Here is a 13,429-nt window from a genome sequence, read left to right on the forward strand (position 1 = left end):
GCGACTGTAAACAGAATGAATATCATAACGAGAATTATTATCAGTCATGGAATGAGGTACACCTATGCGTACTCTGCCCCGCTCTGCCGGTACAGACGTTGCGGCCCAGTGTTTTTTAAACGCCCTGTTGCGCGAAACGAAGGACTGGCGCTATCTCCCCGCGACCTGCGCGGATGCGTTATCGCAGATCCATATCCCGCTCTCGCCAACCCAGGCCATTCGGGTTTCAGTACACTATTTTTCCCCAACCCAGCATCATCAGTACCGTTTCCCGGCAACGCTTATCCAGAGCGACAGCGACCATGGTGACGCCGTCACTTTCCCTCAACTGGTTGATTTAATTCTTGAAAAACCCTCTGTAAAAGGCTCACTGGATGCCGATACGCTGGCGCGTTTTAAACAGCGCGTCCTCGAAAGCCATGCCCACACCTGGCAGGCGATCGACCTGCGTCACCGCTGGGCAACCCTGCGCGACACGCCGCTGACGTTCGCCGAGGCGGAACAGGCGCTGCTGGTGGGGCATGCGTTTCACCCGGCCCCGAAATCGCACGAGCCGTTTAACGAAGCCGAAGCGCGTCGCTATTTGCCCGATTTCGCCTCCCGCTTCCCGCTGCGCTGGTTTGCCGTTGAGAGCGAACTGATTGCCGGCGACAGCCTGAACGTCTCCCTGCGCGAACGCCTGCTGCGATTCGCCGCCCAGAGCGCGCCTGAGCTGCTCGGCCACTTCACCGACACCCGCTGGCTGCTGCCGATGCATCCGTGGCAGGCGGAGTATCTGCTGGAGCAGGCATGGTGCCAGCGGCTGGTGACGAAGGGTGCTCTGCAGGATCTGGGCGAAGCGGGCGCGCAATGGCTGCCGACAAGCTCTTCCCGCTCGCTGTACAGCGAAACCAACAGCGACATGATTAAGTTTTCCCTCAGCGTGCGCCTGACCAACTCGGTGCGCACACTGTCGGTGAAAGAAGTTAAGCGCGGGATGCGCCTGGCGCGTCTGGCGAAGACGGCGCGCTGGCAGGAACTCCAGGCGCGCTACCCCACCATGCGCGTCATGCAGGAAGACGGCTGGGCGGGTCTGCGTGACGAAAGCGGCACCATTCAGGAAGAGAGCCTGATGGCGCTACGCGTCAACCTGCTGTTTGATGCCCCGGCTACGCAAACCAACGTGCTGGTGAGCCTGACGCAGGCCGCGCCGGACGGCGGTGATAGCCTGTTGGCCGCGGCGGTGCGCCGTCTCAGTCAGCGGCTGGATTTACCGCTAGCCCAGGCCGCGCGCTGCTGGCTGGACGCCTATTGCGACCGCGTGCTCCTCCCGCTGTTCAGCGCCGAGGCGGACTACGGTCTGGTGCTGCTGGCACACCAGCAAAATATCCTCGTTGAGATGCAGCAGGATTTCCCCGTCGGGCTCATCTACCGTGACTGCCAGGGCAGCGCCTGGACCGAAGGGGCCGACGCGTGGCTGCAGGAGGCGGGTGAAAGCGAGGTGGAAAACCGCTTCGGCGAGAGCCAGCTGCTGCGCTACTTCCCCTATTACCTGCTGCTCAACTCCACACTCGCCGTCACCGCCGCCCTCGCCGCTGCCGGTTTCGACAGCGAAGAGAGCCTGATGACCCGGGTGCGTGATGCACTGGCCGGACTGCGCCAGACCGCGAAGCAGACCCGCTGTCTTGACTACGTGCTCGACAGCCCGACCTGGAACTGCAAAGGCAATTTCTTCTGCTACCTGCACGATCGCAACGAAAACACCATTGCCGACCCGGCGGTGATCTATTTCGACTTTAGCAACCCGTTTTACAAGGAGAAGGCGTGATGGCTAACGCGAATATCGTCCATTCCGGCTACGGCTTTCGCTGCACCACAACTGATAAATCTCTTCCGCTGAGCCTGGGTCTCGACGGCAGCGCGGTGCTTGAGCGTATGAATGACATTCCGGACGGCTGGCTGGTCGAGGCGCTGGATCAGCTGTTCGTCGCCGCACCGTCGCTGACCGGCATCACGCTGCCGTGGGCAGTCTGGCAGGATGAACCCCAGGCGCAGGCGCTGTTTCGCCAGGCTCACGGGGATTATCTGGCCCGTGCGTCCTTCTGGCAGCTGCCGCTGTGGCTTAAAGGCGAACGTCCGCAGGCCAGCGGTGGTATGCAGTTCGATGAGAGCCGTCAGCTCTACTTCCCGCTGCGCCCTCACCGCCCGCAGGGCGAAGTCTATCGCCGTTACGATCCGCAGATTAAACGCACCCTGAGCTTCCGCGTGGCGGACGTGGCGCTGGACGGCGAACGTTTTACCCAATGGATGAACAATCCTCGCGTCAACGCCTTCTGGGAGATGGCCGGCCCGCAGGCCGAGCAGGAGAACTACCTGCGCCGTCAGCTCGACTCGACGTACTGCTATCCGGTTATCGGCTGCTTCGACGACCAGCCGTTCGGCTATTTTGAGCTTTACTGGGCGCCGGAAGATCGCATTGGTCGCCACTATCGCTGGCAGCCGTTTGACCGCGGGCTGCATATGCTGGTCGGGGAAGAGAACTGGCGCGGCGCGCAGTATATCCGCAGCTGGCTGCGCGGCCTGAGCCACTATCTGTTTATGGATGAACCGCGCACCACGCGGATTGTCGCCGAGCCACGTTTCGACAACCAGCGCCTGTTCCGCCATCTGGCTACCGCCGGTTTCGACACCGTCAAAGAGTTCGATTTCCCGCACAAGCGTTCGCGCCTCATCATGAGCGAGCGTCACCGCTTCTTCAGCGAGGTGGGCCTGTGAACGCACTCTGGCAAAAAGTGAACCGTGAGATGGTGGCGAAGATCCTCGCCGAGCTGGAATACGAGCGCACCCTGCGCGCCGAGTCCCTGGACGCGGACCGCTGGCAAATCACCATGGGCAGCGAAACCTGGCAGTTTCACGCCACGCGCGGGATCTGGGGCTGGCTGCATATCGACCCGAACAGCCTGACTGCCGTGAGCGGCGCGACCATTGAAGCCGAAAGCGCGCTGCTACAGCTGGCCACGGTGCTGGAGATGAGCGATGCGCAAACGGCAGAGCATCTGGAAGATCTCTACGCCACGCTGCGGGGCGATATTCAGTTGCTGCAGGCGCGTGAAGCGCTGGATGCCGACGCGCTTATCCACCTCGACCCGGACGAACTACAGTGTCTGATGAGCGGCCATCCGAAGTTTATTTTTAACAAGGGACGCCGCGGCTGGGGGCTGGATGCGCTGCGCCAGTACGCGCCGGAATACTGCGGGCGTTTTCGCCTGCACTGGGTCGCCGTTAAGCGCGAGCAACTGGTCTGGAGCAGCGACGCCGATTGCGACATTCACAATCTGCTGGCCAGCGCGATGGACAACGCCGAGCGCGCCCGCTTCGACACCCGCTGGCAGGCGCTGGGGCTCGACGACAGCTGGCTGCCGGTGCCGCTGCACCCGTGGCAGTGGCAGCAGAAGATCACCATTCATTTCCTGGCACAGCTGGCGCGCGGTGAGATGGTGGATCTGGGCGAGTTTGGCGATGAGTACCTGGCGCAGCAGTCCCTGCGCACGCTGACCAACGCCAGCCGCCGCACGAAATATGACATCAAGCTGCCGCTGACCATCTACAACACCTCCTGCTATCGCGGTATTCCGGGCAAGTACATTGCTGCCGGGCCGCTGGCGTCGCGCTGGTTACAGCAGCAGTTTACCAGCGACGCCACCCTCATCCGCTCTGGCGCGCAGGTGCTTGGCGAACCTGCGGCGGGGTATCTCTCGCATCCGGGTTATGCCGCATTGCCGAAAGCGCCCTATCGCTACCAGGAGATGCTGGGCGTGATCTGGCGGGAAAACCCCTCCTGCTATCTGCAGGACGGTGAACAGGCGGTGCTGATGGCGGCGCTGATGGAGACCGATAACGCCGGGCGTCCGCTGATTGACGCGTGGATCACACACTCGGGGTTAAGCGCCGAAGCGTGGCTGGAAACGCTGTTTGAGGCGACGGTGATCCCGTTCTATCACCTGCTGTGCCGCTACGGGGTGGCGCTCATCGCCCACGGGCAGAACGTGACGCTGGTGATGAAAGATTACGTCCCACAGCGCATCCTGCTGAAGGATTTCCAGGGTGATATGCGCCTGGTGGATGAGGATTTCCCGCAGGCGCAGAGCCTGCCGGAGCAGGTGAAAGCCGTCACGGCGCGCCTGAGCGCGGATTACATCATTCACGACCTGCAAACCGGCAACTTTGTGACGGTGCTGCGGTTTATCTCGCGTCTTACCCAGCAAAGCGGGGTCAGCGAAACGCGTTTCTACCAGATCCTCGCCGGCGTGCTGCAGCGCTATATGGCTGCGCACCCGGATCTGGCGGAGCGCTTCGCCATATTCGATCTCTTCAGACCGCAGATCATTCGCGTGATCCTCAACCCGGTCAAACTGACCTTCTCCGAACACGACGGCGGCAGCCGTATGCTGCCGAACTATGTCTCCGATCTTGATAACCCTCTTTTTCTGGTCTCCCGGGAGTCAGCGCAATGAAAACCTATGATTTCATCGGCATTGGTATTGGCCCGTTTAACCTCAGCATCGCCGCCCTCGCAGAGGGGCTGGACGGCTTTAGCTCGCTGTTTCTTGAGCGTAAACCGCATTTTTCCTGGCACCCGGGAATGATGGTGCCGGACTGCCACATGCAGACCAGCTTCCTGAAGGATCTGGTCAGCGCCGTGGAGCCTACCAACCGCCACAGCTTCCTCAACTACCTGGTGCAGCGTAAAAAGTTCTACCGCTTTCTGACCACCGAGCAGCGCACCGTCTCTCGCGAAGAGTTTGCCGATTACCTGTGCTGGGCGGCGGAAAACCTCACCAACCTCGCCTTCAGCCAGCAGGTGCAGCAGGTCAGTTTTGATGAGAACAGCGGCCTGTTTGAGGTGGTAACCCAGCGGGATCGCTTTCTGGCACGCCACGTCTGCGTAGGGATTGGCAAACAGATCAATCTGCCCGACTGCGTCACCGTGCAGGACGATACCTGCTTCCACGCCAGCGAGATGATGCTGCGCACGCCGGATCTTGCGGGCAAGCGCGTGACTATTGTCGGCGGCGGGCAGAGCGGCGCCGACCTGTTTTTAAATATCTTCCGCGGGGAATGGGGCCAGCCGCTGAGCCTGAACTGGGTGTCACGCCGCAACAATTACAACGCGCTGGATGAGGCCGCATTTGCCAACGAGTACTTCACGCCGGAGTACGTGGACAGCTTCTCCACGCTCGATGAAGAGGCCCGTCGCCAGATGCTGCACGAGCAGAAGATGACCTCCGACGGGATCACCACCGAGTCCCTGCTGGCCATTTACCGCGCCATGTATCACCGCTTTGAAGTGCTGCGTGAAAAACCCTGGGCGCACCTGATGCCGTCCCGCTCGGTAACCGCGCTGACGCGGCTGCAAAACGGGCAGCGCCTGAGCATACAGCATCATCTCGACGGCGGTAGCGAGCAGCTGGAGAGCGACGTGGTGATTTTTGCCACCGGCTACCGTGCCGTACAGCCGGCGTTCCTCGCGCCGCTGGCTCACCGCCTCCAGCTGGATACGGACGACGCCTTCTGTATCAACAACGACTTCACCCTTGAATGGGACGGCCCGCAGAGCAATCGCCTGTTTGCCGTGAATGCCGGGATGCACCGTCTCGGCATTGCCGAACCCCAGCTCAGCCTGATGGCCTGGCGTGCAGCGCGAATTCTGAATCGCGCGCACGGCGACGAGCCGTTTGAGCTGGCCACTACCCCCGGCGTGATCCACTGGCGTAGCACCGCCAGCCCGGAGAGCAGCCAGGTTTTTAAATCGTTAGCCAAAACGACTGAGTACTGACACACACATTCAGGATCAACATAACAATGAAACGTTCTCATCTTTGGGTTTTAAATCCGTGCTTGCTTGCAATGCTTTCTACCTCTGCGTGGGCAGAAGAACAAAAGGAAGAAAATATCGTTGTCTCCGCCAGCCGCGCGCACCGCAGCGTGGCGGAGATGGCGCAGACCACCTGGGTTATTGAGCGGGCTGAAATTGAGCAGCAGGTTCAGGGGGGAAAAGAGATTAAAGACGTGCTGGCGCAGCTGATACCGGGCATGGACGTCAGCAGCCAGGGGCGTACCAACTACGGTATGAACCTGCGCGGCCGTTCTATGATGGTGATGGTGGACGGCGTACGTCTGAACTCGTCCCGCAGCGACAGCCGTCAGCTTGACTCGATCGATCCGTTCAACATCGACCGTATCGAAGTGATCTCCGGCGCCACCTCGCTCTACGGCGGCGGCAGTACCGGGGGTCTGGTGAACATCGTCACCAAAAAAGGCCAGCCGGAGACTGAGGTTGAGTTCCAGACCGGTGCCAAAAGCGGCTTTAACAGCCATAACGATCACGATGAGAACGTGTCGGCGGCGGTCAGCGGCGGGAATGATAACGCGTCCGGCCGTCTGTCGGTCTCCTATCAGCGCTACGGCGGCTGGTATGACGGCAAGGGCGACGAGGTGATTATCGATAACACCCAGACCGGCTTACAATATTCCGACCGTATTGATGTGATGGGCACGGGCACCATCAACATTGACGATCACCAGCAGCTGCAGTTAACCACGCAGTACTACAAGAGCGAATCCGACGGCAAGCACGGCCTGTATCTCGGGAAGAACTTCTCGGCGGTAACGGGTGATGCCACGGCGTATAACAAAAACAACCTGGACTCTGACCGTATTCCCGGCACCGAGCGCCATCTGATTAACCTGCAGTACTCCAATACCGATTTCTGGGGTCAGGACCTGGTTGCGCAGATCTACTATCGTGATGAGAGCCTGACCTACTACCCGTTCCCGACCCTGAGCAAAGGGGCGGTGACCAGCATTGGCGCCTCCCAGCAGAAAACCGATTTTTACGGCGGCAAGCTGACGCTGAACAGCAAACCGGTGGATGACCTGACGCTGACCTGGGGTGTGGATGCCGATCACGAAACCTTCGATGCCAACCAGCAGTTCTTCGACCTGAGCAAAGCGGCGGCGAGCGGCGGCATGAAGCTCGACAACGCCTATAACGTGGGCCGTTATCCGGGTTACAGCATCACCAACCTCGCCCCGTTCCTGCAGGCGAGCTACGACATTGACGCCATTACCCTGAGCGGCGGCGTGCGCTACCAGTACACCGAAAACAAGGTGGATGATTTTGTCGGTTACGCCCAGCAGCAGGCCATCGCCACCGGCAAGGCCACCTCTGCCGATGCGGTACCGGGTGGGAAAACGGATTACAACAACTTCCTGTTTAACGCCGGGATCCTTGGCCGCCTGACCGAACAGCAGCAGCTGTGGTTTAACTTCTCTCAGGGCTTCGAAATTCCTGACCTGGCGAAATATTACGGCTCCGGCACCTATCAGCTTGTCGACGGGCACTATCGTCTGGTTAACAGCGTGAACGTGAACGATTCGAAACTGGATGGCATCAAGGTCAACGCGTATGAGCTGGGCTGGCGTTATACCGGGGATAACCTGCGTACGCAGGTCGCGGCCTATTACTCGCTCTCGGATAAAACCATCACCATCAACAAGACGGACATGACGATTAACCTCGAAGACGATAAGCGTCGTATCTACGGGGTGGAAGGTCAGGTGGACTATTTCTTCACCGACAGCGACTGGAGCACGGGCGCAAACTTCAACGCCATTAAGTCCGAAACCCGTGAAAACGGCAAATGGGAGAAGCTGACGGTTGACAGCGCCAGCCCGTCGAAAGCCAGCGCCTGGGTCAACTGGGCACCGGGCGACTGGACCCTGCGCGTGCAGAGTACGCAGACCTTTGACGTCTCTGATGCCGACGGCAAGAAGATCGACGGCTATAACACCGTCGACTTCCTTGGCAGCTACGCCCTGCCGGTGGGCAAAGTCAGCTTCAGCGTGGAAAACCTGCTGGACAAAGACTACACCACCGCCTGGGGCCAGCGCGCACCGGGGCTGTATAGCCCAACGTATGGCGCACCGGGTCTGTATACTTATAAAGGCCGTGGCCGCACGTTTGGTCTGAACTACTCCGTTCTGTTCTAAGTCATCGCGCCGCCTGCCTGCGGGCGGCGCACTTCCTGTGTAATTTCAACGCGATTTTGCTATAAAATCAGCGATTTGCTGAAATTGTCGGCAAACGATCAAAAAGGGTGTTTTCCCCCTTTGACAAGGCGTACTGAGGTCGTTACTATGCGCCTCGTTCACACGATTCCTCTGTAGTTCAGTCGGTAGAACGGCGGACTGTTAATCCGTATGTCACTGGTTCGAGTCCAGTCAGAGGAGCCAAATTTGAAAAGCCTGCTTTTGAAGCAGGCTTTTTGCTTTTCTGCGTTCGGAAAATTAGCCGGGTGGCGGAAAGCCCCTAACACTCAGGGCAGCCTGGCAATCACCTTAATCTCAAACTGGAATCCGTAAAGCCACGTCACGCCGATCCCGGTCAACGTAGGGTAAGGCGCTTCCCCCCAATATTCTGGCAGGATACTCCAGATAGCGTCGAGGTTTGTCTCGGGATCGACGACAAAGAGGGTCACGTCAACCACATCACCGAACGTGCAGCCCGCAGCCGCGAGAACAGCATTAAGATTCCTGAATGCCAGCCTGACCTGCGCTTTCAGATCGGGCTCAGGCGAACCATCCTCGCGGCTACCAACCTGCCCCGAAACAAACAGGAAGCCGTTGGATTTGATGGCCGGTGAATAGCGATTACGCTCATAGAGCGCCTGTCGACCGGAGGGGAAAACTACTTCGCGTGCTGTCATGTTTGTACCTTTGCAATAGGGCGAAGTCAGCCCGTTGAACATGAAGACACTTTACAGGTGCAGGATCGGGCGGATAAACAAGCGACTTTGTCCATCATTGTTTGTAATATCCAAACAATCGGCAAAAAGAGAGGATAAGGAATGGATCGTTTCGACGCGATGCGCGCCTTTGCCCGCGTGGTGGAGGCCGGTAGCTTCACAAAGGCTGCCCAAACGCTTCATATGAGCAAAACTACGGTGACGCAGCTCATTCAGCAGCTGGAAGCGCGCCTGCGCGTCAGATTGCTCCATCGCACCACCCGCAAGCTCGGTGTGACCCCCGATGGCGCGGTCTACTACGAACGCGTCATCCGACTGCTGGCGGACATGGAAGATGCTGAAAACAGCCTGTCCAGCGCGGCGATTACGCCCACGGGACGGCTACGGGTAGATGTGCCCAGTCCGCTGGCCCGCCTCATCCTGGTGCCGGCGCTACCGGCTTTCCATGCACGCTACCCTGACATCCAGTTCGACATGGGCGTGAGCGACCGGGTGGTGGATCTGATCGGCGACAGCGTGGATTGCGTCCTGCGCGGTGGCGAAATCAACGACCAGTCCCTCATCGCTCGCCACGTCGGAGATTTGCACATCGGCGTCTACGCCGCCCCCAGTTATGTTGAACGCCTTGGCACCCCGGCGCACCCGCAAGAGCTGGAAAACACCGACCATCGCATTGTAGGGTTCTTGTCCTCACGCACCGGTAAGATTGATCCTCTTGTACTGCGCAGTGAGAATGAACATATTGAAATCACGGGCAGCTATGTACTTGCCGTGGATGATGGCAATGCTTACCTCGAAGCCGGGTTAGCCGGGTTAGGCGTGATTGCGCTGCCGGTCTATATGGCGGCAGCGCATCAGGCGGCTGGCTCTTTGATTCCGTTGTTTACACAATGGCGTATCAGTCCAATGCCCCTGCATCTGGCGTTCCCGCCGAACCGCCATGTCAACGCCAGACTGCGCGTTTTTATTGACTGGATCGTTGAATTGATGCAGCAGCATGTCCCCAACACCAACCGAAAGGGAAAGGAAATTTAGCATATTTATTCGCCCGTTATTAACTATGGCGATCCCGGTCAGCCACCAGAAGGATCTCATCGTAAAAAAGTTCAGAACTCCGTGAGCTGACGCCAGGCCGCAACTTCCTCATCCAGCCATTCGACGAAGAGAGCCACTTCCGGTTTCGCCTCCGTTAATTGCGATGTTACCAGCCAGTAAGGCCAGGGATACGGCGCAGTGAAAGGGGTGAGCTGGACCAGTTCACCCCGGGTGATGGCATCCTGAACCAGAGAACGGCGCTCCAGCGCGATACCTTTGCCGAGTCTGACAGCCTCAAGGACTAAGTTTGAATCGTTAATGCATAAGCCGCCGGGCACAATTTCTTTTTCCAGCCCCGCATTAAAACACCAGGTTTTCCACGACTCCATGGAGAATATGATCTGGCTCTTCGCCACCTCAGCCGGCGTCGCCGGGAGGACACCGCCGTTATAACCGGGCGCCGCCACAACAATCAGCTCATCAGAAAAAAGATAATGGCAGTCGCTTCCTTCCCAGTTCCCTTTCCCCATGCGTATCGCAATATCTATCCCTTCCTGCTGCATGCTGGTGATCGTCAGGCTGGCCTGGAGTCGCAGCGTGATGTGCGGATATTTTTCCCGAAACCGTTCCAGACGCGGCAACAGCCAGTGACAACCAAAAGACGGCACCATCGCCAGCGTCAGTTCCAGTATTCTCGGTTTCACCTGCACGAGCCGGGTGGCATCTGCGATATGGTTCAGCGCCTCGCGCACCTGTAACGCGTAGAGCCGCCCCTCTTCGTTGATCTGCACCCCTCGGCCATGACGGATAAACAGCTTCACTCCCACCATTTCCTCAAGCACTTTAATCTGCTGGCTGATGGCGGAATGGGTCACATGAAGCTCTTTCGCCGCGAGCGTTACGCTGCCAAGGCGAGCCACCGCTTCAAAACTACGCAAACTTGCGATAGGTGGAAAATCCGACATGAAACCACTCCCTCATATGCTGAATCAGATAAACGGCAACCGACCAATATGTCAGTAATACTAACTCAGGCCGTAAGATACTGATGATATTCGCCATAACGAATTTATTGTAATGTCTGTTTATCATCTTCAATGAAGCGTTTTTTCACACAGACAGGAAAACAGGAATCATGATAAAGCTGATTGGCATGATGGATTCTCCTTATGTACGCCGCGTGGCGGTCTCCCTGGAACTTTATGGCGTTGCGTTTGAAAGCCAGCCGCTGTCGGTATTCAGCACATTTGAGGAATTTTCCCGGATCAACCCTGTGGTAAAAGCGCCCACACTGGTTCTGGATAATGGAACACGTCTGATGGACTCATCGCTGATACTGAATTATTTTGAGGCCCAGGCTGCCCCTGAACGGAGATTGCTGCCCGTGGCACCGGATGCGCTGGCAAACGATCTGCAGACGCTGGGCTTTATCCTCGCCGCCGCGGAGAAAGCGGTCCAAAATGTGTATGAACACCACCTGCGCCCGGCGGAGAAGCAGCACAATCCATGGATAGAACGCATCACCCACCAGTTGCTGGCTGCCTGCCGGGAATGGAACACCCTGCTGGAACGGCGTCCGGATAATGCGGTGGCCGATCAGGTTGCGGTCACCAGTACGGTTATCTGGACATTTATTCAGTCAATGATCCCTCACGTCGTTAACGCCGGTGATTTTAAAAAGATTCAGGCGGTTGCCGACGTTTTCGAAAACCAGGCGGCATTTAAGAAGTACCCTTTCAGTTAACGCTTCGCTCGGCGTGTTATGGGGCTTTTCAGCCCCTTTTTTTTAGGCTGAAATCGACAGACCGGCGGTGGTCGCATAGCGACCGTTGAAGAAGATGAGCGGCTCACCTTCAGTATGTAACGAATCCACCACTTCACCGATAAAGATCCAGTGATCGCCACCGTCTACCTGACGCCACATTTTGCATTCAAGGTGCGCAAGTGCGCCGTCAATTAAAGGCAGTCTATAACTACTGACCCGGTGGTCTACACGATGAAATTTATCGCTGCCTGCGCTGGCAAAAATATCGCTAACCTGATGCTGATGACCCGACAGGACATTTATCGCAAAGGCTTCCGTCTTCAGAAAATGCTGAGCGTACCAGGATTGCTTACGCAGGCTCCAGAGTACCAGTGGGGGTTCCAGGGAAACGGTGTTAAAGCTACTGATGGTTAACCCATGGAAATGGTTATCTTTATCCATCATGGTCACGACACACACGCCAGTGGCGAATTGACCAAATACGTTGCGTAAGGTTCGGCTATCAAACTGCGCCATATCGTTTCACCTCTGCTAAACCTGTAGACGCGATCTGCTGTTGCAGCGCGCCAGCAAATATTGTCAGCCCTTCATCCAGAACGCTGTCTTCAATCGTCAAGGGCATTAAAAAGCGGATGGCATTCGCCTGTTTGCCACATTTAAGAAGAATTAGGCCGTCACGGGTACAGCTTTTGACTAACCGATCGATAAGCCCGGTCGCCGGCGTTCGCTCTCCGTTCTCCAGAGAAAAAAGCTCCAGCGCAATCATGGCCCCGACTCCGCGTATCTCATAGTCAATCGCCAGCGGGCTGACAATGGACTCTAAGGCTTTGCGCAAACGCTGACCCAGACGGCGGGCTGCGCCCAGCAGGTCCTTCTCCTCAAAGAGGTCAAGTACCGCCAGCGCTGCCGCGCAGGAAAGCGGATTGCCTGCCCAGGTTCCTCCAAGACCGCCCGGTGCCACCTGGTTGATAAGCGACTCGCGACCGACAACGCCGGACAGCGGAAGTCCGCCAGCAACAGATTTACCGAACACGATTAAATCGGCGTCAACACCGGTTTGTTCAATAGCAAAGAACGTCCCCGTGCGTCCCGCGCCAGACTGGACTTCATCAGCGATTAACACGATACCTTCCCGGTCGCAGAGTTCACGCAGACCACGCATAAACGCAGGCGGCACGACGTAAAACCCGCCCTCTCCCTGAACGGGTTCGATGACAATGGCGGCCACATCCTGCGGCGCAATATCGCTCGTTAATATCGCCCTGAGGCCAGCCAGCGCCTGCGCAATATCACGTTCCGTCTCTCCCTGCGGAAAGGGAGCCCGAAAGACCGGGCCAGGCATGACACCCATCCCCTGGCTATAGGGCGCAATTTTGCCATTCATCGCAAGCGTCATAAACGTACGCCCGTGATAGGCGCCGCTGAAGACAATTACCCCGCTGCGCCCGGTGGCTGCACGGGCAACCTTAAGCGCGCCTTCCACCGCTTCAGACCCCGTCGTCAGGAGAAAACTGCGCCGGTCAAAATCTCCGGGCATGAGGGCGTTAATACGTTCACACACCGCGATATACGATTCATAAGGGGTGGCGGCAAAACAGCTGTGGGTAAACTGATGCAGCTGGCGCTCCACAGCCGCGATGACTTTAGGATGGAGATGCCCGGTATTCAGCGCGGCAATGCCGCCGGAAAAATCGATGAAGCGTCGATTGTTGACGTCATATATCACCGCATTCTCTGCTCGCTGAATATACACCGGATGCATCTGGTTTATGCCACGGGCAACGGCACCCTCCCGTCGCTGTAAAAGTTGTTCGACTACCGTATCCATAACGCTCTCCTCAGG

General features: G+C 57.9%; 11 protein-coding genes and 1 tRNA gene. 8 read left to right on the plus strand and 4 right to left on the minus strand.

Annotated features, from left to right (window positions below; genetic code table 11):
• Positions 1 to 64: 64 nt before the first annotated feature.
• The 6 genes from SP99_RS14430 to SP99_RS14455 all read left to right on the plus strand — a co-directional run bounded on the left by SP99_RS14430 (position 65) and on the right by SP99_RS14455 (position 8,274).
• Entirely contained in the window at positions 65 to 1,807 is a 1,743-nt protein-coding gene (locus SP99_RS14430) for an IucA/IucC family protein (protein WP_047959008.1), read from the plus strand.
• The gene (locus tag SP99_RS14435; protein ID WP_047959009.1) at positions 1,807 to 2,754 is read left to right on the plus strand and encodes a GNAT family N-acetyltransferase; all 948 of its coding nucleotides are present in this window, start codon (positions 1,807 to 1,809) and stop codon (positions 2,752 to 2,754) included. The genes SP99_RS14430 and SP99_RS14435 overlap by 1 nt, the downstream gene beginning before the upstream one ends.
• Positions 2,751 to 4,493 carry an IucA/IucC family protein gene (gene iucC, locus SP99_RS14440; RefSeq protein ID WP_082137913.1) on the plus strand — a complete coding sequence of 581 codons (1,743 nt, stop codon included), beginning with the start codon at positions 2,751 to 2,753 and terminating at the stop codon, positions 4,491 to 4,493. Before SP99_RS14435 ends, iucC begins: the two co-directional genes overlap by 4 nt.
• A complete protein-coding gene (locus tag SP99_RS14445) occupies positions 4,490 to 5,815 on the plus strand; it encodes a lysine N(6)-hydroxylase/L-ornithine N(5)-oxygenase family protein (RefSeq protein WP_047959010.1) in 1,326 nt (441 codons plus the stop codon). Before iucC ends, SP99_RS14445 begins: the two co-directional genes overlap by 4 nt.
• Positions 5,816 to 5,841: 26 nt before the next feature.
• Positions 5,842 to 8,031, plus strand: coding sequence for a TonB-dependent siderophore receptor (locus tag SP99_RS14450; RefSeq protein ID WP_047959011.1), 2,190 nt, complete (start codon positions 5,842 to 5,844; stop codon positions 8,029 to 8,031).
• 167 nt (positions 8,032 to 8,198) lie between these two features.
• Positions 8,199 to 8,274: transfer RNA gene (locus SP99_RS14455), tRNA-Asn, on the plus strand.
• Between the two features lie 83 nt (positions 8,275 to 8,357).
• Here the strand turns inward: SP99_RS14455 and SP99_RS14460 are convergent.
• On the minus strand, positions 8,358 to 8,747 hold the full coding sequence (locus SP99_RS14460; RefSeq protein ID WP_047959012.1) for a RidA family protein: 390 nt from the start codon (positions 8,745 to 8,747) through the stop codon (positions 8,358 to 8,360).
• Between the two features lie 141 nt (positions 8,748 to 8,888).
• On the opposite strand from SP99_RS14460, the gene SP99_RS14465 reads away from it, so the two are divergent.
• Complete coding sequence (locus tag SP99_RS14465) at positions 8,889 to 9,821, plus strand: LysR family transcriptional regulator (RefSeq protein WP_047959013.1); 933 nt, start codon at positions 8,889 to 8,891, stop codon at positions 9,819 to 9,821.
• A 71-nt stretch (positions 9,822 to 9,892) separates the two neighbouring features.
• On the opposite strand, the gene SP99_RS14470 is transcribed toward SP99_RS14465, so the two are convergent.
• Complete coding sequence (locus SP99_RS14470) at positions 9,893 to 10,786, minus strand: LysR substrate-binding domain-containing protein (RefSeq protein ID WP_047959014.1); 894 nt, start codon at positions 10,784 to 10,786, stop codon at positions 9,893 to 9,895.
• A 170-nt stretch (positions 10,787 to 10,956) separates the two neighbouring features.
• On the opposite strand from SP99_RS14470, the gene SP99_RS14475 reads away from it, so the two are divergent.
• Positions 10,957 to 11,565, plus strand: a complete 609-nt coding sequence (locus SP99_RS14475; RefSeq protein ID WP_047959015.1) for a glutathione S-transferase family protein — start codon at positions 10,957 to 10,959, stop codon at positions 11,563 to 11,565.
• Positions 11,566 to 11,607: 42 nt separating this feature from the next.
• Here the strand turns inward: SP99_RS14475 and SP99_RS14480 are convergent, their stop codons facing one another.
• The gene (locus tag SP99_RS14480; RefSeq protein ID WP_047959016.1) at positions 11,608 to 12,102 is read right to left on the minus strand and encodes a flavin reductase family protein; all 495 of its coding nucleotides are present in this window, start codon (positions 12,100 to 12,102) and stop codon (positions 11,608 to 11,610) included.
• Complete coding sequence (locus SP99_RS14485) at positions 12,089 to 13,414, minus strand: aminotransferase class III-fold pyridoxal phosphate-dependent enzyme (protein WP_047959017.1); 1,326 nt, start codon at positions 13,412 to 13,414, stop codon at positions 12,089 to 12,091. Before SP99_RS14485 ends, SP99_RS14480 begins: the two co-directional genes overlap by 14 nt.
• Between the last annotated feature and the right edge of the window lie 15 nt (positions 13,415 to 13,429).

The sequence above is a fragment of the Enterobacter sp. BIDMC92 genome (assembly GCF_001030225.1).
Classification (GTDB): Bacteria; Pseudomonadota; Gammaproteobacteria; order Enterobacterales; family Enterobacteriaceae; genus Enterobacter; species Enterobacter sichuanensis.

Excerpts from the sequence above, each read along its gene's own strand:
- SP99_RS14450 (WP_047959011.1), top strand. The coding sequence starts at position 5,842 with ATGAAACGTTCTCATCTTTGGGTTTTAAATCCGTGCTTGCTTGCAATG.
- SP99_RS14430 (WP_047959008.1), top strand. The coding sequence starts at position 65 with ATGCGTACTCTGCCCCGCTCTGCCGGTACAGACGTTGCGGCCCAGTGT.
- SP99_RS14475 (WP_047959015.1), top strand. The coding sequence starts at position 10,957 with ATGATAAAGCTGATTGGCATGATGGATTCTCCTTATGTACGCCGCGTG.
- SP99_RS14445 (WP_047959010.1), top strand. The coding sequence starts at position 4,490 with ATGAAAACCTATGATTTCATCGGCATTGGTATTGGCCCGTTTAACCTC.
- SP99_RS14435 (WP_047959009.1), top strand. The coding sequence starts at position 1,807 with ATGGCTAACGCGAATATCGTCCATTCCGGCTACGGCTTTCGCTGCACC.
- SP99_RS14485 (WP_047959017.1), bottom strand. The coding sequence starts at position 13,414 with ATGGATACGGTAGTCGAACAACTTTTACAGCGACGGGAGGGTGCCGTT.
- SP99_RS14470 (WP_047959014.1), bottom strand. The coding sequence starts at position 10,786 with ATGTCGGATTTTCCACCTATCGCAAGTTTGCGTAGTTTTGAAGCGGTG.
- SP99_RS14480 (WP_047959016.1), bottom strand. The coding sequence starts at position 12,102 with ATGGCGCAGTTTGATAGCCGAACCTTACGCAACGTATTTGGTCAATTC.
- SP99_RS14460 (WP_047959012.1), bottom strand. The coding sequence starts at position 8,747 with ATGACAGCACGCGAAGTAGTTTTCCCCTCCGGTCGACAGGCGCTCTAT.
- SP99_RS14465 (WP_047959013.1), top strand. The coding sequence starts at position 8,889 with ATGGATCGTTTCGACGCGATGCGCGCCTTTGCCCGCGTGGTGGAGGCC.